Annotated in this window: 19 protein-coding genes and 1 riboswitch; of the genes, 13 read left to right on the forward strand and 6 right to left on the reverse strand. The window is 71.5% G+C overall.

Going from position 1 to position 20,503, the window contains the following annotated elements:
• Window positions 1-57 precede the first annotated feature (57 nt).
• Window positions 58-1,254, reverse strand: a complete 1,197-nt coding sequence (locus ACRYCC_RS26725) for an arginine deiminase (RefSeq protein ID WP_433816442.1) — start codon at window positions 1,252-1,254, stop codon at window positions 58-60.
• A 147-nt stretch (window positions 1,255-1,401) separates the two neighbouring features.
• Window positions 1,402-1,549, forward strand: a riboswitch (cyclic di-AMP (ydaO/yuaA leader).
• 14 nt (window positions 1,550-1,563) lie between these two features.
• Here ACRYCC_RS26725 and ACRYCC_RS26730 point away from each other — a divergent pair.
• Together ACRYCC_RS26730 and ACRYCC_RS26735 are read left to right on the forward strand one after the other, a co-directional pair.
• Window positions 1,564-2,580, forward strand: coding sequence for a C40 family peptidase (locus ACRYCC_RS26730; protein ID WP_433816443.1), 1,017 nt, complete (start codon window positions 1,564-1,566; stop codon window positions 2,578-2,580).
• Between the two features lie 92 nt (window positions 2,581-2,672).
• Window positions 2,673-3,953, forward strand: a complete 1,281-nt coding sequence (locus ACRYCC_RS26735; protein ID WP_433816444.1) for an MFS transporter — start codon at window positions 2,673-2,675, stop codon at window positions 3,951-3,953.
• 3 nt (window positions 3,954-3,956) lie between these two features.
• On the opposite strand, the gene ACRYCC_RS26740 is transcribed toward ACRYCC_RS26735, so the two are convergent.
• The gene (locus tag ACRYCC_RS26740; RefSeq protein ID WP_433816445.1) at window positions 3,957-4,421 is read right to left on the reverse strand and encodes a hypothetical protein; all 465 of its coding nucleotides are present in this window, start codon (window positions 4,419-4,421) and stop codon (window positions 3,957-3,959) included.
• Window positions 4,422-4,600: 179 nt separating this feature from the next.
• Here ACRYCC_RS26740 and ACRYCC_RS26745 point away from each other — a divergent pair, with 179 nt between their 5' ends.
• On the forward strand, window positions 4,601-5,356 hold the full coding sequence (locus ACRYCC_RS26745) for a response regulator (protein ID WP_433816446.1): 756 nt from the start codon (window positions 4,601-4,603) through the stop codon (window positions 5,354-5,356).
• Window positions 5,353-6,480 carry a sensor histidine kinase gene (locus ACRYCC_RS26750; RefSeq protein ID WP_433816447.1) on the forward strand — a complete coding sequence of 376 codons (1,128 nt, stop codon included), beginning with the start codon at window positions 5,353-5,355 and terminating at the stop codon, window positions 6,478-6,480. Before ACRYCC_RS26745 ends, ACRYCC_RS26750 begins: the two co-directional genes overlap by 4 nt.
• Before the next feature lie 81 nt (window positions 6,481-6,561).
• Here ACRYCC_RS26750 and ACRYCC_RS26755 read toward each other — a convergent pair whose 3' ends face one another.
• Window positions 6,562-6,942, reverse strand: coding sequence for a hypothetical protein (locus ACRYCC_RS26755; protein WP_433816448.1), 381 nt, complete (start codon window positions 6,940-6,942; stop codon window positions 6,562-6,564).
• A gap of 264 nt (window positions 6,943-7,206) precedes the next feature.
• On the opposite strand from ACRYCC_RS26755, the gene ACRYCC_RS26760 reads away from it, so the two are divergent.
• From ACRYCC_RS26760 to mptB, 3 genes are read left to right on the forward strand one after another with little or no spacing between them, the layout of a single operon-like run.
• A complete protein-coding gene (locus ACRYCC_RS26760; protein ID WP_433816449.1) occupies window positions 7,207-7,542 on the forward strand; it encodes an STAS domain-containing protein in 336 nt (111 codons plus the stop codon).
• Window positions 7,543-7,582: 40 nt separating this feature from the next.
• Window positions 7,583-8,332 (forward strand): glycosyltransferase family 2 protein, encoded by a 750-nt coding sequence (locus ACRYCC_RS26765; protein WP_433816450.1) that lies wholly within the window; start codon window positions 7,583-7,585, stop codon window positions 8,330-8,332.
• Window positions 8,329-9,912, forward strand: a complete 1,584-nt coding sequence (gene mptB, locus ACRYCC_RS26770; protein ID WP_433816451.1) for a polyprenol phosphomannose-dependent alpha 1,6 mannosyltransferase MptB — start codon at window positions 8,329-8,331, stop codon at window positions 9,910-9,912. The genes ACRYCC_RS26765 and mptB overlap by 4 nt, the downstream gene beginning before the upstream one ends.
• On the opposite strand, the gene ACRYCC_RS26775 is transcribed toward mptB, so the two are convergent.
• Window positions 9,794-12,001 (reverse strand): hypothetical protein, encoded by a 2,208-nt coding sequence (locus ACRYCC_RS26775; protein WP_433816452.1) that lies wholly within the window; start codon window positions 11,999-12,001, stop codon window positions 9,794-9,796. The two genes, mptB and ACRYCC_RS26775, sit on opposite strands and share 119 nt — an antisense overlap.
• A gap of 60 nt (window positions 12,002-12,061) precedes the next feature.
• Between ACRYCC_RS26775 and ACRYCC_RS26780 the strand changes: the two genes are divergently transcribed.
• The 6 genes from ACRYCC_RS26780 (at window position 12,062) to ACRYCC_RS26805 (ending at window position 18,812) form a co-directional block, all read left to right on the forward strand.
• Window positions 12,062-13,360, forward strand: a complete 1,299-nt coding sequence (locus ACRYCC_RS26780) for a glycosyltransferase 87 family protein (protein WP_433816453.1) — start codon at window positions 12,062-12,064, stop codon at window positions 13,358-13,360.
• Entirely contained in the window at window positions 13,357-13,839 is a 483-nt protein-coding gene (locus ACRYCC_RS26785; RefSeq protein ID WP_433816454.1) for a DUF4446 family protein, read from the forward strand. Before ACRYCC_RS26780 ends, ACRYCC_RS26785 begins: the two co-directional genes overlap by 4 nt.
• Window positions 13,840-13,866: 27 nt before the next feature.
• Window positions 13,867-14,790 (forward strand): prephenate dehydratase, encoded by a 924-nt coding sequence (gene pheA / locus ACRYCC_RS26790; RefSeq protein ID WP_433816455.1) that lies wholly within the window; start codon window positions 13,867-13,869, stop codon window positions 14,788-14,790.
• 103 nt (window positions 14,791-14,893) lie between these two features.
• Window positions 14,894-16,582: a hypothetical protein gene (locus ACRYCC_RS26795; protein ID WP_433816456.1), complete on the forward strand. Its 1,689-nt coding sequence runs from the start codon at window positions 14,894-14,896 to the stop codon at window positions 16,580-16,582.
• Window positions 16,583-16,677: 95 nt separating this feature from the next.
• Window positions 16,678-17,940: a serine--tRNA ligase gene (serS, locus tag ACRYCC_RS26800; RefSeq protein WP_433816457.1), complete on the forward strand. Its 1,263-nt coding sequence runs from the start codon at window positions 16,678-16,680 to the stop codon at window positions 17,938-17,940.
• A gap of 56 nt (window positions 17,941-17,996) precedes the next feature.
• Window positions 17,997-18,812 (forward strand): Cof-type HAD-IIB family hydrolase, encoded by an 816-nt coding sequence (locus ACRYCC_RS26805; protein ID WP_433816458.1) that lies wholly within the window; start codon window positions 17,997-17,999, stop codon window positions 18,810-18,812.
• A gap of 132 nt (window positions 18,813-18,944) precedes the next feature.
• Here ACRYCC_RS26805 and ACRYCC_RS26810 read toward each other — a convergent pair whose 3' ends face one another.
• Window positions 18,945-19,475 carry a bacterial proteasome activator family protein gene (locus ACRYCC_RS26810; protein ID WP_433816459.1) on the reverse strand — a complete coding sequence of 177 codons (531 nt, stop codon included), beginning with the start codon at window positions 19,473-19,475 and terminating at the stop codon, window positions 18,945-18,947.
• Window positions 19,472-20,437 carry an NAD(P)H-quinone oxidoreductase gene (locus tag ACRYCC_RS26815; protein ID WP_433816460.1) on the reverse strand — a complete coding sequence of 322 codons (966 nt, stop codon included), beginning with the start codon at window positions 20,435-20,437 and terminating at the stop codon, window positions 19,472-19,474. Before ACRYCC_RS26815 ends, ACRYCC_RS26810 begins: the two co-directional genes overlap by 4 nt.
• Window positions 20,438-20,503: the final 66 nt, after the last annotated feature.

Consider the following 20,503-nt stretch of genomic DNA (forward strand, 5'->3'; position numbering starts at 1 on the left):
CAGCTCGGGCGCTGCCGTGCCCCCGTCGGCAGCGCCTGAGCGTCCAAAGTCCCCGTGTTACAAGGGGTCTCGCAAGATCGGGCAGGACATGCAGCGTGGGCCGCCACGGCCGCTGCCGAGTTCGCTTCCGCTGATCTGGATCACCTCGATGCCCTCCGCCTCCAGCCGGATGTTGGTCTCGACGTTCCGTTCGTAGGCCACCGCCAGCCGCGGCCCCACGGCCAGCGTGTTGTTGCCGTCGTCCCACTGCTCGCGTTCGGCGGTCACCGGGTCCAGGCCGGTGTCGATCACCTTCAGCCGCTCGATGCCCATCGCCGTCGCGGCGGCCTCCAGGAACGGCCGGGCCGGGGCGATCCGCAGTTCCCCGCCGTCGTCCGAGGTCACCGCATAGGCGATGAGCGAGTCCGCCACCGCCGGATACATCACGACCTTGTCGACGTCGACCATGGTGCAGACGGTGTCGAGGTGCATCGTCGCGCGGTCCTGGGCGATCGGCACCGCCAGCACGGTGTGCGCGAGGCTGGCCTCGAACACCCGCCGGGCCAGCCGCTCGACGCCCGCCGGAGTCGTACGCTCCCCGGTCCCCGCCGCCACTACTCCGGGCGCGAGCAGTAGCAGGTCACCGCCCTCGACATGCTCCAGCGTCCGGTCGTAGACGGTCTGGACCCCGGCGAACCGCGGATGATGGGCGTAGATCAGCTCGGTGAGCGCCGTCTCCCGGCGGCGGGCCGGCATGGCCAGGCTGGTCACCGCGACCCGGTCCCCGATCCAGGCGCTGGAGTCCCGGGTGAACAGCAGGTTCGGCAGCGGATCCACGATGAAGTCGTGCCGGTCCATCAGCTCGTACACCAGGCCGTGGCCGGGTTTGAGCTCCTCGTGCGCCAGGCCGCCGATGAGGACGTGGGCGAGGTCCTCGGGATGCAGGCCGCCCAGGTGACCCGCCACGGCGTGGCGGAGCTGGTCGCCCAGCCGGTGGTCGTCCAGCACCCCGGCGAGCGCCTTCTCCCGCGCGGACTCGTACTCCAGCACGTCCTGCAGGAGTTCGGCCACGTACAGCACCTCGACGTCGCGGTCCCGCAGCGCCTGCGCGAAGGCGTCGTGCTCGTCCCGGGCCCGGCCGACCCACGGGATGCCGTCGAAGAGCAGTTTGTCGTTGTTGCGGGGGGTGAGCCGCTTCAGCTCCGCCCCCGGCCTGTGCAGTAGCACGGTCCGTAGTCGTCCAACTTCGCTGCGTACGTCGTGCTGATGCGTCACATATGACAATTTACGAGATCCTGATGTAACGGTTGTGACACGGGTGCTTTGGGAGCTAACGTCATGCGCTGAGCACGATCGCTCCCCAGCCCCCCATCGGTGGCGGTGATCGGGCTCCCGCCGAGTTCCGACTCCACGGGTCGCCGCCCCCAGCGTGCGCCGCGCGGACGAGGAAGCCGGGGAACCACTCTTCCCTGGGGTGAATCGGCGCCTCCGGCCGTTCCGGAGCGCCGTAGGGCGCGACTTCCTCGCCCGAATCCGTCAGCTAACCCGGTAGGCGGCCGTGGAAGAGAGGGGCGTGCCACGAACGTGGCCACCGCAGACAGGGCGTTCAAACGCCGGACCTTGACGACCGTGGGCCTCACCCTCGCCACCCTGCTGGCGGTGCCGGCCATCGCAGTACCCGCCACCGCGGCGCCGGCCGAGCCCAAGCCGTCGCTGACGGTCGCCAAGCGCAAGCTCGACCAGCTGAACACCAAGGTCGGCATCCTCGTCCAGAAGTACGACCAGGCCCAGGCGACGCTGGCCCAGGCCAAGCACAAGCTCGCGGCGATGCAGAAGTCGGTGGCGGCCGAGCAGGCGACGTACAAGCGGCTGCACGGGTCGGTCGCCCAGATGGCGGCCTCGGCCTACAAGGCCAGCGACCCGACGTCGGTGGAGACGCTGCTGGCCGCGGATGATCCGTCCACCGTGCTGGACCAGGTGTCGATCTTCACCAAGCTCTCGACGGACCGGAGCTCGCGGCTCAGCCAGTTCGTCTCCTCGGCCCAGCGACTGACGTTCGCGCACGGCCAGGCACAGCAGGCCCTGGCCGACGTCAACCGGACGCTGGCCACGCTGCGGACCCAGAAGGCCCAGCTCGACAAGGACATCGCCCAGCAGATGAAGGCGGTCGCGGCCGCCGGCGGGATCCCGAAGAACGGCGACAGCACGCCGCGGCCCTACATAGGCCCCGCCACCGGCAAGGCGCTCAAGGCCCTGCAGTACGCCTTCTCCAAGCTCGGAAACCGGTACGTCTACGGGGCCACCGGGCCGACCACGTTCGACTGCTCCGGCCTCACCCTGCGGTCGTGGCAGGCCGCCGGGGTGTCGATCCCGCGCACCAGCCAGGCGCAGTACTCCTTCACCGCGAACAGCCGGATCTCCTTCGACAACCTGCAGCCCGGCGACCTGGTCTTCTTCTACCCGAGCATCCACCACGTCGGGATGTACGTCGGCAACGGGTTGATGATCCAGGCCCCGCAGACCGGTGACGTGGTCAAGATCTCCGACATCACCAAGGGCTCCTACCGGCAGAACTTCAAGGGCGGGGGACGGCTCACCTGACGGATGCGGCCGGCCGTGATCGCCCTCGGAAGCCGGGGACCATCCGGAAGACCGCCCCGTACCATGCGTGAATCGACAGATTTCCGCATGCGGTGCATTTCACCGCCGCCACCCTGCTGCGCGTCTCGGCCGAGGGAACCGGAACGGCGCTGGTCCTGCTGGTACAGGACCGGACCGGTCGCGCCGCGTCGAGCGGCTTCCTGCTGGCCGCGGTGCTGCTGCCCTACGTGGTGTCCGGTCCGATACTCGGCAACGCCCTGGACCGGGTCGGCCGCACGCGGCTCTTCGCGACCCTGCTGGCCGGGGGTTACGCCTGCGCGGTGGCGCTGCTGCTGGTCGTCGCCGGGGGCGTCCCGCTGCCGCTGGCCGTGCTCGCCGCGGCCGCCGTGGGATGCACCGAACCCATCGTGGTCGCGCTGACCAGCCTGCTCCCGCGCATCGTCTCCCGGCCCGGGCTGACCAGGGCGTACGGGCTGGAGTCGGCGAGCTACAACCTGGCGGGCATCGCCGGGCCGGGGCTCGTCGCGGGTACCGCCGCCTGGGCCGGACCGCAGACCGCCGCCGTCCTGGTCGTCGGCGCCGCGGTTCTCGGCACCCTGACCATGTCCTTCCTGTCGGTGTCCCCCTCCGTCGCGGAGCCGCCGTCCCCCGTCGAACCGCCCGCGCCCGCCGCGGAGACCGGGTACGACCCGCCGGCGGCGCAGTACAAGGATGCGCAGGCGGCGCGGGCCGGGGACGCGCCGGCGGCCGGGCTGAACATGATCACTGGCGGGATCGTGGTGCTGTTCCGCAACCCCACCCTGCGGGCCCTCACCGTCGGGAGCTCGGTGGCCTTTCTCGGCATGGGCGGCGTCCCCATCGTCGCGGTGCTGCTGGCCGGGCACGTCGGAGCGAGCGCCACAGCGGGCGGTCAGCTGCTGGCCGCCTTCGCGCTGGGGGCACTGGGCGGTTCGCTCGCCGCGGCCCGCTGGCTGTCCGCGCGGCGTGCCGAGTGGGTGGTGGTCACCGGACTGATCGCCTTCGGGATCACGCTGGCCGCCGCCGCGACCGCGACCACCCTGGCGTGGTGCACCCTCTGTTTCGCGCTCGCCGGGGCCTGCGACGGGCCGGCGTTCGCGGCGACGCTGACGCTGCGGCAGCGGGAGGCCCCGGCGGCCCGGCTGGGCCAGGTCAACACGACCGGCGGCAGCATGAAGCTGGGCGCGGCGGCGCTCGGCGCGGCGCTGACCGGTGCGCTGGCCGACCGGGCCGGCGCCGTCGGCCTGCTGGTCACGATGGCGGCCCTGCAGCTCGCCGGTGCCGTCAGCATGGCGTTCCTGCTCTCTCTCCGCTCCCGGCCGCGGACAGGCCCGGAAGCCGGTCCGACGAGCTGACGGTCACGACGGCCCCTCCGCGCCCGGACGGGTGCGGCCGTCGGCCCGTACCCGCCTGACCCGGGCCGCCACCACCAGGGCGGCGCTCAGCGGGGCGAGCAGATCCAGCGCCAGGTAGAACAGGTCCTGGTGGGCGTACCCCCGGGCGATGCCCAGCGGGTCCGGCGCCCGGTCACCGCCCAGCGCCGACAGCAGGTCGTAGGCGATGTCCCCGGCGAGCAGGCTCACCGCCGCCAGCACGGCGGCGGCCACCGGGACGACGGCACCCGCCGGCCGGGTCAGCAGCACGGGCAGCCCGGTGATGAAGCCGATCATCAGGCAGGCGAGCGCGGTGCCGGGCCAGCCGTGCGGCAGGTGGTGGGCGAACAGGTAGTCCTGCCCGATGCCGACGACGGTGGCGATGATCGCACCGGCCAGCACCGTGGCCAGCGCCGCCCTGGTACCGGTCACCTGGTCGTCCTCAGCCATCGGGGCTTTTCTACCGGATTGCCAGGTCCCACGCAGCCAAAATCACCACCCCTCGTGATCATGATCACGAAGGGGGTGGGGGTTCGTCGCGATGAGGGCCTGGCAGGGAGGTGCTTACGAGGTCGTGACGTTGGGGTGAGGGATCCTCTTTTCCGGGCATCGGGGCCTACCGTGGAGACGTGATCGAGGAGCCGGCCCAGGGGAACACCTCCGCGCCGGCGACGGGCGGCCCCGTCGCCGGCCGCATACTCGTGGTCGACGACGACCCCACCGTTGCCGAGGTGGTCGCCCGTTACCTCCTGCGGGACGGGCACGAGGTGGAGTGCGTGGCCGACGGGCGGCAGGCGCTGGACCGGGCGCTGGCCGATCCGCCTGACCTGGTCGTGCTGGACCTTATGCTCCCCGGCATGGGCGGGCTGGAGGTCTGCCGCCGGCTGCGGGAGACCTCACCGGTGCCGATCGTGATGCTCACCGCGCTGGGCCAGGAGACCGACCGGCTGGTCGGCCTGGAGACGGGCGCGGACGACTACGTGACCAAGCCGTTCAGCCCCCGGGAGCTGGCGCTGCGGGTGCGGTCGGTGCTGCGCCGGGCGGGCGGCTCGCTGACCCCCGCCGGGGCCGGAATGCTCACCGACGACGATCTGCGCGTGGACGTGGGCGCGCACGAGGTCCTCCTCGGCGGTGCCGCGCTGGCCCTGACCGCGCGGGAGTTCGACCTGCTGGCCTTCCTGCTGCGGCACCCCCGGCAGGCCTTCACCCGCGAGCAGTTGCTCGATCAGGTCTGGGGATGGTCCTTCGGCGACTCCTCGACCGTGACGGTGCACGTACGCAGGCTCCGGGAGAAGATCGAGGCAGATCCGACCGCCCCGCTGCGGATCGTCACCGTGTGGGGCGTGGGCTACCGCTACGAGCCGGCGAATTCGGGCGCCGCGTGATCCCGTTCGAGGCGTTCGTCGAGGTCGCCGGGTACGCCGCCGGGGCCGCGCTGCCGGCCGCCGCCGCGGGACTGGTGCTGCTGCAGGTGCTGCGCGGCCGGTCGCTGGCCGTCCAGCTGGCCGTGGTCACCATCGCCACCATGCTGGCCACGATGGCGGGCATCATCGTGATCACCCTGCTGATGATGATCTCCGAGCACGACCGCGCGGTGGCGCTCACCGTGGTGGTCGTGGCGGGGCTGGTCGGCACCGGGGTCTCCTTCCTGCTGGGCCGCCGGCTGATCGCCGCCAACCGGGCGCTGGTCGAGGCCGTACGGTCCGACCCGTACCGCCCTCCGGCGAAGGTGCTCCCCGCCGAGCTGGCGGAGCTGTCGCGGGAGCTGGAGCTGGCCTACCAGCGGCTGTCGGCCTCCCACGAGCGCGAGAAGGCGCTGGAGACCAGCCGCCGGGAGCTGGTCGCCTGGGTGAGCCACGACCTGCGCACCCCGCTCGCGGGCCTGCGGGCCATGGCGGAGGCGCTCGAGGACGAGGTGGTGGTCGACGCCGAGACCGTGCGCCGCTATCACGGCCGCATCCGCATCGAGGTGGACCGGCTGGCCGAGATGGTCGACGACCTGTTCGAGCTCGCCCGGATCCACGCCGGTGCGCTGCGGCTGTCCCGGCAGCGGGTCGGCCTGGACGACCTGGTGGCCGAGGCGGTGGCCGGCGCCGAGCCGCTGGCGCGGGCCAAGGGGGTACGGATCCACGGCGACGCCCGGTCGGGCCTGCCGGTGGAGGTGGACGCCATCGAGGTCGGCCGGGCCGTGCGCAACCTGGTCGTCAACGCGATCCGGCACACCCCGCACGACGGCGCCATCGAGATCCGCGGTGAGATCCACGACGGGCCGGACGGCGACATGGCCTGCGTGACCGTCTCCGACGCCTGTGGCGGCATCCCCGAACAGGACCTGCCCCGGGTCTTCGACGTGGCCTTCCGGGGCGAGGCGGCGCGTACCCCGGGCGGCGGTGCCGGGCTGGGCCTGGCGATCGCCCGGGGCATCGTCGAAGCGCACTCCGGGGAGATCGGCGTCACCAACGAGGGCGCAGGCTGCAGGTTCTTCGTCCGGCTGCCGATCGGCCGCTGACGGTTCTCCGTACGGTGACCCGGCGCGCCACGCCGGGCCAGGCCCGCCCGGGACTCGCTCGGCCTCGCTCGGCAGGGCCGATCAGCGGTCCACGGCGTCGTCGATGGCGCGGAAGGTGGGGCAGGGCCAGCGCCACATGCAGGCCCGGCAGCGCCGGATCGGGTTGTCCGGATCGCTGGAGATCCCGCCGCTGTCCTGCGGCTGGTGCAGCTCGAACAGCCGCAGGCCCAGCTCGGCGAACGCGATCATGTCCTCCCGGGCGGTGGACAGGAAGGCCAGATCCTCCTGGGGGATCCTGGTCCGGATCGGGACGAAGCCCTCACGGTTGATCAGGCGGCCGAGGTACTGCGCCGCCGAGCGCCAGGAGGTCGACTTCTCCGAGCGGACCCGGATCGACTCCAGCCGGTCCCGGAGCCGGCTTCGCTGGATGTCCCCCGGCCGGTCGCCGATCATGACGGACATCCCGCCATAAGTCCGGAACGTGATTGTGTCGCTGGGAGCTCCGGTCGCCGACCGGAGATCTGCGCGACTCCCCCCGAGTTGCCAAGCCGCTGTTGCACGGCGCCAGCCTCCCGCACTCTGGTGCCTGCCGCGAGACGAATACGCGACTTCGCCAGGCAGGATGAGGATCATCTGTGGGCGTTTCATGGCAAAGCCACCCCCGCCCCTGGCCCGACTCGCCGAACTCTCTAGCTCCCTGGCCGCTGGGCCGATAGTGTGCGGCTCGTGGAGCTAAATGTCTCGACTGCATCTCAGGGAGGTCACGCCGTTGTCACCGCGAGCGGCGAACTCGACCTGTACACAGCACCCCGTTTGCAGACCGTGCTTGCCGGGCTGCTGCGCGAGAACGTCGATCGGGTGGTGGTCGACCTCAGCGGGGTCGAGTTCTGCGACTCGACCGGCATGAACGTGCTGCTCGCCGCGATGAAGCGGCTCAAAGAGCAGGGTGGCACCCTTGAGCTCGCCGCACCGCGGCCGGCAGTCAAAAGAATCCTGCAGGTCACCGGCCTCGACACGGTTTTCGACGTGCACGACGCCATGCCGGCTCTGGACGTGACCTAACCGGCCGCCCGCGAGGTCGCGCGGCACTACGATCGCGTCTATGCAGCCGATTGAAGACTCGGCGGGCGCCGGCGTCGCGGTCATCATCCCGGCCAAGGATGAGCAGGACCGCATCGCCGCGACCGTGAAGGCCGCCTGTCAACTGCCCGGTGCCGACCTGGTGATCGTCGTCGACGACGGCTCATCCGATGCCACGGCGCGGTCGGCCGAAGAGGCGGGTGCCAGGGTGATCCGGCATGCCCGCAACCGGGGCAAGGGCGCCGCCATGGAGAGCGGAGCCGAAGCGGCCCGGCTGCTCGATGCTGGTGCCCCGCGCCATCTGCTGTTCCTGGACGCGGATCTGGCCGGCACCGCCGGGGACGCCGCGCCGCTCATCGAGCCGGTCCGCTCCGGTGCGGCCGACATGACGATCGCGGTGTTCTCCTCGACGGTCAAGCTCGGCGGGCACGGCTTCGTGGTGCGGCTCTCCCGCGACGGCATCAGGCGCGCCACCGGCTGGACCGCCACCCAGCCGCTCAACGGGCAGCGGTGCCTGACCCGTGCCGCCTTCGAGGCCGCGCTGCCCTTGGCGCCCGGCTTCGGCGTCGAGACCGCCCTCACCATCGATCTGCTGCGCAAGGGCCTGCGCGTCACCGAGGTCGAGGTGCCGCTGGCCCACCGTGCCACCGGCACCGACTGGGCGGCCCAGGTGCATCGCGCCCGGCAGTTCCGGGACGTCGCCCGGGCCCTGGCCGTACGGGACCCCGCTGTGACCACCCGGCTGGCCCGGCTGCGCCGCACGCCTCGGTGATCGGTGGCCGGACGCCCGGCAGGGCCGGTCTGGCGGGCCTGGGCCTCGGCCTGGCCTGCTTCCTGCTGACGGCACTGCTCGGCCCGTCGGCCGTCCAGCCGGGTCTGCCCGGCTCCGGGCCGCCGTTCTCGCTGACCGTCCACCCCTCGCCCTACCTGGTCGTCGGCCTGATGGCGGCCGGTGTCGTGCTGAGCGCCCTCGGGCTGGGGCTGTGCCTGTACGCCGTCCGGTCCGGCTGGCGGTGCGCCGCACGGCCGCTGCTGATCGCCGGGCTGGTCGCCACCGCGGCGTTCGCCCTGATGCCCCCGGTCGGCTCGTCCGACCACCTGAACTACGCGGGATACGGGCGGATGGTGGTCACCGGCCACGACCCGTACACCACCAGGGCCCAGGACCTGCCGCACGACCCGGTCCTCGGGGCCGTGCAGGACTGGCAGCGGGCCCCCTCGGTGTACGGCCCGATCGTGACGGCGCAGGAGGCCTTCGCCTCCTGGATCGGCGGGACCTCCGTCCGGCTCACCGTCTTCGTCCTGTCGGTCACCAACGCCCTGGCCTTCGCCCTGGTCGGCCTCATCCTCTACCGGTGTGCCGGGCGGGGCGGCCCGCGACGGCTGCGGGCCGTCCTGCTGTGGACGCTCAACCCGCTGATGCTCTTCCACCTGGTCTGCGGTGCCCACAACGACACCCTGGGGATCGCCGCCGCCGTCGGAGCCCTGGCCGTCTTCGCCCCCCGGGTGCCGCGGGCGGTACGCGGCCGTACCGGGCCGGGCGACCGGGTCCCCTCGGCCGGCCGCACGCTGCTCTCCGGAGCCCTCGTCGGCGCGGGTATCGCGATCAAGCTGCCCGCGGGCGTGGTCGGTGGCGGGCCCGCCTGGGTGCTGATCCGCGACTGGTGGCGCAGCCGGGAGCGCGCCGCCCTGCTGCGCGCGGCGGCGCTGTTCGCGGGGGCGGGGCTGGTGGTCCTGGTGGCGTACACGCTGGCCGGCTCGCACGCGTTCGACCAGGTCAGCAAGGCCTCCAACTCGGTGTCCCTGGCCTCGCCCTGGCATCTGCCCGACGTCGCGCTGGGCGTGAACCGGCAGCGCTGGATCATCCGGCTCGGCTCGCTGCTGCTGGTCGTGGCGCTGGTCTGGCTGCTCGTCCGTACCGTGCCTCATGATCTCGACCGGGACGGCACCGCGGCCGGCGGCTCCGCTCCCGGCCCGGTGACGGAGAGCCGGCTGATCGCGCTGGCCCTGGTGCTGGCCTGGCTGTTCGCGGCCCCGTACATCCTGCCGTGGTACGACGGGCTGGGCTGGGCGGTGCTGGCGCTGGCGGCCCTGCGGGCCTGGTCGCGCTTCGAATGGGCGGTGCTGGCGCACACCACCGCGCTGAGCCTGGCCTACCTGCCGGCTCGGGGGCCGGAGTTCGCGCGGCTGCCCGGCAGCCTGGACTGGCTGCTCACCACCGTGCGGCCCACGGTCATCCCGTGGGTGCTGACCGCGGTTCTGCTGGCACTGGTGTGGGGGTGTCTGCGACGTCCTCGTCCTGCTCGAGCGCCCGGACCGAGGCCGCCAGCGCCAGCGGAACCGCGACGCTGAACACCAGCGCCGGGATCACCACTCCGGAGTCGTTCATGACCATGCCGATGATGGCGAGGGTCAGGGCGGACAGCAGCGCGGGCCGCAGGGTGCTGGAGTAGGAGTACGCCCGGTTCAGCAGGGCGGCCCGCCAGTCCAGCGGGCGGCTGAGGACGAAGTACAGGAAGCAGAGCGAGGCGACCGCGATCACGGTGAACGGCCAGTAGCCCAGGCTGTGCACCATGGCCCCGGCCTTGCGGGCGATGACCCCGAAGGCCTCGCCGTTGCCCAGCTGGTCCCAGAACCGGCCCAGATGCGTCTCCTGGCCGGCGGGCCGCAGCGAGTCGGTGAAGGACAGCGCCAGCACCACCGCCACCGCGGACAGGCAGAACAGCCCGAGCCGCGTCAGCGACAGGCGCTTGCCCGCGATCAGCATCCCGAGCACCGCGGTGGCGGGGATGAGGGCCAGCACCCCGCCGAAGTCGGCTCCCCAGCCCGGCCAGCCGTCGATGGCGGCGGCGGCCAGCCCGGTGGTGACGGCCACCGTGACCGCGAGCCTTCGCCGCCCCGCGCGGAGCGGGCGTTCGGCCAGCCAGGCGGCGGACAGGATCGCCGCCGCCGCGAAGACCGCGAACGCCATGTTGCCGAACCCGTAGAAGCGGCCCGCGACCAGCGGGCTGTAGCCCATGAAGGCGTTGAGCTGGAGGTTGGAGCCCGTCATCGCGTCCAGGCCGATCACCGCCGCGGTCAGCCCGGCGAGCACCAGCCCGGACCCGGTGAGCGAGCGGCGCCACGGCCCGGCCAGGGCCAGCACGGTGACCGCGACCATGGCGAGCAGCACGCAGCCGAGCAGGGAGGGCGCCGGGTGCGCCGAGCGCCACCAGGGGATCAGGTTGGCCAGGAAGGTGGCCACCGGAGCCGCCGCGCCCATCAGCGCGACCACGTGGGTGCCGGCGAGGATGCGGCGGCGGTTCTCCCCGCCGCCCCACCGGCGGCGCAGCGCCACCGCGGCGATCCCGTACAGCAGCAGTTGCCCGCCGAACAGCACGACGAAGAACACCCCGCCCATGCGGCTCACCGCCTGGGCGGCGACGTCCTCGTCATCGAGGGAACGGACCTTCGCGCCGGGCGAGGCGCCCGAGGCGTGGATGCGCCAGGCCGAGCCGATCGCCTTCGGCGGCTGCGCCAGCCCCAGGCCACGCAGGGCGGTCGAGGTCACGTCGGTGAGGGTGACCAGACCGGGGCGCCGGGTGGAGTTGGCGGTCAGGTAGCCGGGACCGCCGTTGCGCAGGGCCACGTGCAGGTGGGGGGTCGAGGTGGAGTCGGAGAGGCCGGCGACCAGCACCGTCGTGCCGGCGGGGGTCGCGGCGAGCACCTGGGCGACCCGGCGGTCGGCCGCGGCCACCGCGGTGGCGCGCTGCGCGAGGGTCACCGGCACCTGGGCGCCCTTGGCATTGGTCCCGGCGGTGACGAAGGTGCGGAAGACGTCGTCGATGTCCACGGCGGTGAAGGAACAGCGGGACCAGTCGGCGGCCGGCACCCGGTCGATCGACGGGGCGTACACGTCGACCCGGCCGTTGCGGTCGGCGGCGCCGAAGACCCCGCCGGGGCCGACCGCCATCGTGCAGCCCTTCGCCCGGTGCACGGCGTCGCCCAGCAGGCCGACCGCGGCCTCGTAGGACGTCTTCGCGTTGTCCTCCCGGATCGCCGCCCACCCCGGTGCGGTCGCCCCCGGGTCACCCGCGACGGTGGCGGGGGCGGGCGGCAGCGCGCAGTTGCCGTGCGCCAGCCGGGCCCGCTGCCCGGCCGAGACCGTCAGCCAGCCTTCGACGGAGCAGGTGGTGACGGTGGTGGTACGGACGCTGAGCGCGGCGGCCGAGCCCTGCGCGGTCAGCCGCCACAGCGCCGGAGTGCCGGTCTGGGTGATGTCGCTCCAGATCAGCCCGGGCATCCCGATCAGGACGACGCGCGCGCCACCGGCCGCGGCGGTACGATCCGTACCCCCTTGCGGCTCCGCCAGCGCGGCCGGGGAGAAGGCCGCTGGAACGGCGCTGAGCAGCGCGAACAGCGCAACCAGCACGGCGGCGATCTTCGCCACTCGTCGCGCCACACTGCACCTCCGTCATCGGTGCGTCCCAGGTTAGTCGGGTCGCTGCGGGAGAATTGCCGCATGGGAGAACGCAGGACGATCAATGATGCCGTGATCCTGGTGGCCGGGATCGCCATCGCGGCAGCGGCGATCGCGCCGATCGTGACGCACGGGCTGACCAACCCGCCCGACCAGCGGATGGTCGATCTCGACGTCTACCGGAGCAGCGGATGGATGGTGCTGCGCGGCTCTCCCGTCTATGACTTCCTGACCCAGCCCCCGCAGCTGCTGCCCTTCACCTACCCGCCGTTCGCCGCGCTGCTGGCCGTCCCGCTGGCCCTGCTCTCCTGGCCGATGGCCCAGTGGCTGTGGGTGATCCTGGTCTACGCCGCTCTGACGATCACCGTGCTGTACGCCTTCCGGGAGCTGATCCGGCGGACCGGCCGCTGGGCGCCGATCACCACGGGGGCCCTGGTCGGAGTCACCGCCCACCTGATGCCGGTCAGTGACCAGATCCGGTTCGGGCAGGTCGATCTGTTCCTGGTGGCGCTGTGCGCGGCCGACTGCCTCACCCCCTCACCGCGCTGGCCGCGCGGGGTGCTCATCGGGCTGGCCACCGCGATCAAGCTCGTGCCCGGGGTCTTCCTGATCTATCTGCTCATCAGCGGCCGCCGCCAGGCCGCGGGCAACGCCCTGCTGACCGCCGCCGCGGTCACCCTGGGGACCTTCGCGCTCCTCCCGGGCGACTCGATCGACTTCTGGTTCGGAGCGCTGTTCGACAACGACAGAGTGGGGGCCAACAACGCCACCACCAATCAGGCGATCAAGGGAATGCTGCTACGGCTCTACTGGCCTGATGCGGTCACCTCTTTGCTCTGGCTCACGCTGGCCGCCTTGATCGCCTTTTACGGTTTCCGGTTCGCGCGCAGGCTCTCGTCACTGGGCGAGTCGATCCGGGTCTCGGCGGGCCCGGACGCCTCCGCCGCCTACACCGCGGAACTGACCGGAGTCGCCATCACGGGACTGCTCGCCGTGCTGATCTCGCCGGTCGCCTGGATCCACCATTTGTCGTGGCTGGTGCTGGTGCTCGGGGCCCTGGTGGGGAGCGGCAGGGACCTGCGCCGCTGTGTCGTCGCGGGTATCGTCTGGCTCTTCTATGTGCTGTCGATTCCCTGGTGGGGAACACATCTGATAGGCCCTCAACATGCCGCTATAACGCGTTTCGTAGGCCGTATCGTGCAAGATGGCTATGGCCTGGGAACGGTGATATTGGTCTTCGTGTTGGGGGGCTGGATGGCCAAAGGTTTGTGCGAAATTTCACAGGACGATCATGAAGATGCCTCTCGCTCCCCGTCGAAGGTGGGTACGCTCAGCTCGTGATTGTTGTCACTGTGGCGATCGTCGGTGCGGTAGCCGGCATCGCCGGCCTGTCGGTCGCCCTGGTCGCGCACAACCGCGTCAACCAGGTCGTCGAGGAGTGCGCCGACGTGCTGCGCCGCCAGCTGCAGGTGGCCAGCGGCGCGGTCGACAACCAGTCGCTGCGTGATCTCGCCATCGTGCACTACGACGCGCTGAAGGAGATGTCGGGCCAGCGGTCCTTCTCCCTCGCCCTGATCAACTCCGTGGGCGACGGCATCGTGCTCAGCTCGATCAACGGCCGCACCGAGACCCGCACCTACGCCAAGGTGGTCCGCAACGGCTACGGCGTGGACGCCCTGTCGCCCGAGGAGGACCAGGTCCTGCGAGCGGCCCGGCTAGGCAAGGGCCCGGTGGTGCAGATGGGCGACCCGCTGCCCGACTTCGGGCGCTCGGACCCGCCGGGCTCGTACTCCTCACCGGCCTCCCCGGCCCGGGCCTGATCAACGACCACGTACGCTGCTCTTATCATGACTCGACGTTTCGCCTACCTCGGGCCGCAGGGCACCTTCACCGAAGCCGCCCTGCTCACGCTGCCGGAAGCCGCCGGCGCCGAGCACCTGTCCTTCTCCACGGTGCCCGCCGCCCTCGACGCGCTCCGGCGGTCCGAGGTCGACACCGCGGTGGTGGCCCTGGAGAACTCCGTCGAGGGCTCGGTGCCCACCACGCTGGACGAGCTGGCCACCGGTGAGCCCCTGCAGATCGTGGGCGAGATCCACCTCCCGGTGTCGTTCGCCCTGCTGGTCCGGCCGGGCACCTCGTTCGCCGACGTCAAGACGGTCGCCTCGCATCCGCACGCGCAGCCGCAGTGCCGCCGCTGGCTGACCGCCAACGTGCCGCACGCCGAGTGGCGGGCCGCCACCTCCAACGCCGAGGCCGCCCAGCACGTGGCCGACGGCCTGTACGACGCCGCGCTGGCCGGTGAGTTCGCCGCCGCCCGCTACGGCCTGTCGGTGCTCGCCACCGAGATCCACGACGTCGCCGACGCCGTCACCCGCTTCGTCGTGCTGCGGCGGCCCTGCGCGGCCCCGGAGCCGACGGGCAAGGACCGTACGACCGTGGTCGCCTTCCTGGGCGAGGACCACCCGGGTGCGCTGCTGGAGATCCTCACCGAGTTCGCCGTCCGGGGCATCAACCTGACCCTCATCCAGTCCCGGCCCACCGGCGCCGGCCTCGGGTCGTACCTCTTCTGGATGGACTTCGAGGGCCACGTCTCCGACCCCCGCACCGGCGAGGCGCTGATGGGGCTGCACCGGGTCTGCGCGGATCTGCGCTTCCTGGGCTCCTATCCGCGGGCCGACGGGATCGCCCCGCAGATCCGCCGGGGCACCCACGACAGCGACTTCACCGAGGCCGCCGCCTGGCTCCGGGCACTCCGGGCCGGCCACGTCTGACCCCCTCCGCCGGGGGCCCGATGCGCAAAAGTGATCTTGGTTCGGTATAAGAATCTGATCACCGTGTGGATCATCCTCGCGGGTTTCTCCCCGCGGAGGCGTTGTGCGCAGAGTTCTCGCCGTCGTCGGCATGTTCCTGCTGCTGACCGGACTGCTGCCCGTGCTCTCGGCCTCCGCAGCGACGATCACCGTCTCCACGGTGCGGGCGACGACGCCGAGCGCCTCGTCGACGCTCGAGATCACGGTGACGTCGAGCGTCGACGTCACCAAGGTGACGCTGACGCTGGTGCCGCGTTTCAACGGCGCCCCAGAGATCGTCGCCGATGGCCTCCACCGGGTCAGCGGCGGCCCCCGGGACGGGGTCTGGCGGACCGACACTCCGGTGGCTCTGCCGATGGGGGCGATGAACGTCCGCGTCGCCGTCACCGATGCGGACGATGTGACCACGACAGTCGGTGCCGGGGTCGTGGACAACCGAGCCCCCACCCGCTTCAGTGAGTTCTCCGTCAGCCCTGTGCGCATGGACGTCGACCACGACGTGCTCACGTATTCGGGGCGGGTGGTCTACACGGACTTCGGCGGGACGGAGCGGCCGGTTCCCCAGGGCACCGTCTACATGACGCTCAACACCGCGTCCATCGCCGTCCCCAGCCCCACGCTGGACGCCGACGGCCGATTCTCCGGGACCGTTCGGCTGACCTCGGTGGGTGCCTATCCGACCCTGGTCGAGGGGTACGCACAGGCGATCTTCAATGGTGCGAGTTCCGTCTACGCTCCGGCTCCGGGCTCCAGCAGGATCTACGTCCATGTCATTCCGCAGGAGACGCGGCTGACGATCAAAACCAACCCGGCCCAGCTGATCGTGGGCGGGAACGCCACGATCACCGGGCGGCTGGAGCGCCACACCTCCTCCGGCGAATGGGCGGCCGCGCCAGGCCAGCCAGTGAAGATCTCCTTCTATGATCCGCCACGCCAGACACAGGTCTCGGTCGGTCAGGGCACCACGAAGGACGACGGTTCCTATGCGGTTCCCGTGGTCGTACCGGGCACCGGGCAGTGGAGCGTGTCGTTCTCCCGCAGCTACGACCAGGGGCCGCTGAACTCCTGGGGGCTCGGTGCCTACCAGTCGTCGTATGCCGCGACGGATCTCTACGTGAACGCGCGCTACATCTCCAAGGTCGTCGGGTTCAAGGCCGGTCCCAGCCCGATAGCCAAGGGGAGCACCTGGTTGGCGCTCCAGGGCCGGGTCGTGAACACGCTGCCCGACGGCACCGTGGTGTCCAGCCGCGACGCGTTCGTGCGGCCGGAGTTCTCCACGGACGGTAAGACCTGGCACGCGTACGGGACCGTGAACGTCGATGACGACGCGGGCAACTTCCGGTTCTACGAGACGGCGGTACGCGACGGTTACTGGCGCGTGGTGACGGCCGGTGCCGAGGAACTGCCCGCCGTGAGCCCGGCCCAGTACGTCGATGTGCGGTATCGGACGGCGATCTCGTCGTTCAACGCCTCCCCGGAGCCGGTGCGCAAGGGGCGGACGCTGACGGTCAGCGGGAAGCTCAGCCGGTACGTCAGCTCGTGGGGCGCCTTCGGCGGGCAGAAGATCTACGTCTACTTCCAGCCCAAGGGATCGACGACGTTCGGCTACGTCGGCGTGACGACCACCAGCGGGACGGGCACCTTCCGCAAGGGGTTCACGGCCGCCAAGGACGGCACCTGGCGGGTCGCGTTCAAGGCGACCTCCCAGTACCTGGGCGTGACGAGCGGCGGAGACTACGTCGACGTCAACTGACGGTCCTGAGGCCGCGTCCCCACGGAGAGCGACGCGACCTCGGTAAAGGATTACTCGGCGGCGGGCAGGGGGGCCGGAGCGGTAGCCTCAGAGGCGTGATTGACCTGCGAGCCCTTCGAGAGGATCCCGACCGCCTGCGCGCGTCCCAGCGTGCCCGCGGCGAGGACGATGCCGTCGTCGACACCCTGCTGGAGCTGGAGGAGCGCCGCCGCGGCTCGCTCACGGCCTTCGAGCAGTTGCGTGCGGAGCAGAAGAGCATCGGCAAGTCGGTCTCCAGAGCGAGCGGGGACGAGCGGCAGCAGCTGCTCGACCGGGCCAAGGAGCTGTCCCAGCAGGTCAAGGAGGCCGAGTCCGAGGCCGGGCGGCTCGAGGAGGAGCTCAACGCGGTCCTGTGGAACATCCCCAACCTGATCGAGGACGGCGCCCCGGCCGGTGGCGAGCAGGACTTCGTGGTGCTCGAGCACATCGGTGAGCCGCCGGTGTTCGACTTCGAGCCCAAGGACCACCTGGAGCTCGGCGAGAAGCTCGGCGCGATCGACATGGAGCGCGGCGCCAAGGTCTCCGGAGCCCGGTTCTTCTACCTGACCGGGGTGGGCGCCCAGCTCCAGCTGGCGCTGCTCAACCTGGCCATGGAGCAGGCCATCGAGGCCGGTTTCACCGCGATGTACCCCCCGGTGCTGGTCAAGCCCGAGGCGATGGAGGGCACCGGCTTCCTCGGCGCCCACGCCGACGAGGTCTACCAGCTGCCCGCCGACCAGCTCTACCTGGTCGGCACCTCCGAGGTGCCGCTGGCGGCGTACCACATGGACGAGATCATCTCCGACCTGCCGAGGCGCTATGTCGCCTGGTCGTCCTGCTTCCGCCGGGAGGCGGGCTCGTACGGCAAGGACACCCGCGGCATCATCCGGGTGCACCAGTTCGACAAGGTGGAGATGTTCTCCTACTGCGATCCGGCCCAGGCCCATGAGGAGCATCTGAGACTGCTGGACTGGGAGAAGCAGATGCTCGCCAAGGTCGAGCTGCCCTACCGGGTGATCGACGTGGCGGCCGGCGATCTCGGCTCCAGCGCAGCCCGCAAGTACGACTGCGAGGCGTGGGTGCCCACCCAGAGCGCCTACCGTGAGGTGACGTCGACCTCCAACTGCACCGACTTCCAGGCCCGCCGGCTGTCGATCCGGGCGCGCAACGAGGAGGACGGGCGCAACCAGCCGGTCGCCACCCTCAACGGCACGCTGGCCACCACCCGGTGGATCGTGGCGATCCTGGAGAACCACCAGCAGGCGGACGGCTCGGTGCGGGTGCCCAAGGCGCTGCAGAAGTACCTGGGACGCGAGGTACTGGAGCCGATCAAGCGCTGAGGGAGCGGAGATCCCTCTTACGGCTACCGGCCATGTCACGGCACACTAGAACCGATATGTCTGATCTCACACCGCGCCTCGTCGCCACCGACCTCGACGGCACCATCGTGCGCTCGGATGGCACGATCTCCGCTCGTACCGTCGCGGCGCTCGAACGGGTCGAGCGGGCGGGCGCGACGCTCGTGCTCGTGACCGGCCGGCCGCCGCGCTGGATGCGGGAGATCGCCGACGCCGTTGCCCACCGTGGCCTGGCCATCTGCGCCAACGGCGCGCTGGTCTACGACCTGCACACCGAGACGGTGGTACGGACCCATCTGATCGAGCCCGAGGTGATCGCGGAGGCCGTGGAGCGGCTGCGCGCGGTGGTCCCGGAGTTCACCTTCGCGGTGGAGTACGGGACCGGTTTCGTCTTCGAGGCCCGCTACAACCTGGGCCGCTGGGACACCGAGGCGCTCGGCGGCCGGCCGGTCGACGGGGAGACGCTGGTGAGCCGGCCCGGCACCAAGCTGCTGGCCTTCCACCCCAGCGCCGACCCGGACTCGCTCATGGAGCAGGCCGCCAAGGCCGTGGGCGACCTGGTCACGGTGACGCACTCGTCGGGGCGCGGGCTACTGGAGATGAGCGCTCAGGGGATCGACAAGTCGACCGCCCTGGCCCAGCTGTGCGCGGACCTGGGGATCCCGGCCGCCGACGTGATCGCCTTCGGAGACATGCCCAACGACCTGCCGATGCTCACCTGGGCCGGCAGCTCCTACGCGGTGGCGAACGCGCACCGTGACGTCCTGGCCATGGTCGGTGGGCTGACGGGCACCAACGACGACGACGGGGTCGCCCAGATCCTGGAGTGCCTGTTCCCGCTCCCCGAGGACTGATCGAGGCGCCGGAGCCGTGGGACGGCGGGCGCCGCGCCTGTCCGCCCACCATGGAACCTGCCGGGGGCGTCCGGCCGCCGGCGGGGCGAACCGTACGGGTCCGCCCCACGACGCCGAGGATCGATTGCCGGTCTAGAGGTAGGGACCGGAGGACGCCGGAGGGGCCTGCTCCTCGGGGCTGGCGGGCAGCAGACCGGCGGGCAGCGCGCGGCGCATCTGCTCCAGCTGCGCCCGGGCCGCCATCTGCTGGGCGAACAACGTGGTCTGGATGCCGTGGAACAGGCCCTCCAGCCAGCCGACCAGCTGGGCCTGGGCGATCCGCAGCTCCGCCTCGCTGGGCACCGCCTCCTCGGCGAACGGCAGCGAAAGGCGCTCCAGCTCCTCGATCAGCTCGGGAGCGAGGCCGTCCTCGAGTTCCTTGATCGAAGACGCGTGGATGTCGGCCAGCCGCGCCCGGCTCGCCTCGTCCAGCGGAGCCGCCTTGACCTCGTCCAGCAGCTGCCTGATCATGCCGCCGATCCGCATGACCTTGGCCGGCTGCTCGATGAGCTCGGTGATCGGACGCTCGTCGTCACCGCCTCCGCCTCCGGTCCCGATACCGTCCGGTCCGACCACGACGACCCGGGGGTTCTGCTCGGACTCGTCGTTCGTGGGCTGGTTCATGGTCTCTCTGTCTCCAAAAGGATCTTGCCGACATGGCTGCTGCTCTCCAGGATCCGATGGGCCTCCGCGGCGTTGGGCATCGGAAGTGTCCGGTCGATGACCGGTCGTACGGTTCCTGACTCGACCAGCGGCCAAACATTCTCCCGGACCGAGGCGACGATCGCGGCCTTCTCCTCCAACGGACGGCTGCGGAGCGAGGTTGCAAGGACGGTGGCCCGTTTGGTCAGCAGCGCACCGAGGTCGAGCTCGCCCTTCGTCCCGCCCTGCAGTCCGATCACCACCAGCCGTCCGTGGACGGCGAGTGACCGGACGTTCCGCTCCAGGTACCTGGCCCCGATGATGTCCAGGATCACGTCGTAGGGGCCGGCCTCGGCGAAGTCCTCTTCGCGGTAGTTGATGGTGACGTCGGCGCCGAGCTCCCGGCAGCGGGCGGCCTTCTCCGGGCTGCCCACCGTGCACACCACCCGGGCGCCCCGGGCCTTGGCCAGCTGGATCGCCAGGGTGCCGATGCCGCTGCCCCCGCCGTGGACGAGGAACGTCTCGCCTTCCGCGAGACGGCCCGCCGTGAAGACGCTCGACCAGACCGTGCAGGCGGCCTCCTGCAGCGCCGCGGCCTGCACCAGGCCCAGGCCCTTCGGGGCGGGCAGCACCTGCGTCACGGGCACCGCGACCTTCTCCGCGTAACCGCCCCCGGCCAGGAGCGCGCACACCTCGTCCCCGACCTGCCGGCCGGTGACCCCCTCGCCCAGCGCGGAGATCCGGCCTGAGGCCTCCAAGCCGGGGTACGGCGGAGCGCCCTTCGGCGGCGGGTAGAGCCCCTGGCGTTGCAGCAGATCCGCGCGGTTGATCCCGGCGGCCGCGATGTCGAGGACCACCTCGCCGGGGCCCGGCACGGGATCGGGGACCTCCGTCCACTCGAGCACTTCGGGGCCGCCCGGCTCGCGTATCACGATCGCGTACATGCAGATCACGTTACTGCGCCTCAGGCACGCGCGAAAAACCCGTCCCGGACGGGGCTGTGGATGGCT

The organism is Actinomadura scrupuli (genome assembly GCF_050971785.1).
In the GTDB taxonomy this organism is placed as follows: Bacteria; Actinomycetota; Actinomycetes; order Streptosporangiales; family Streptosporangiaceae; genus Actinomadura_E; species Actinomadura_E scrupuli.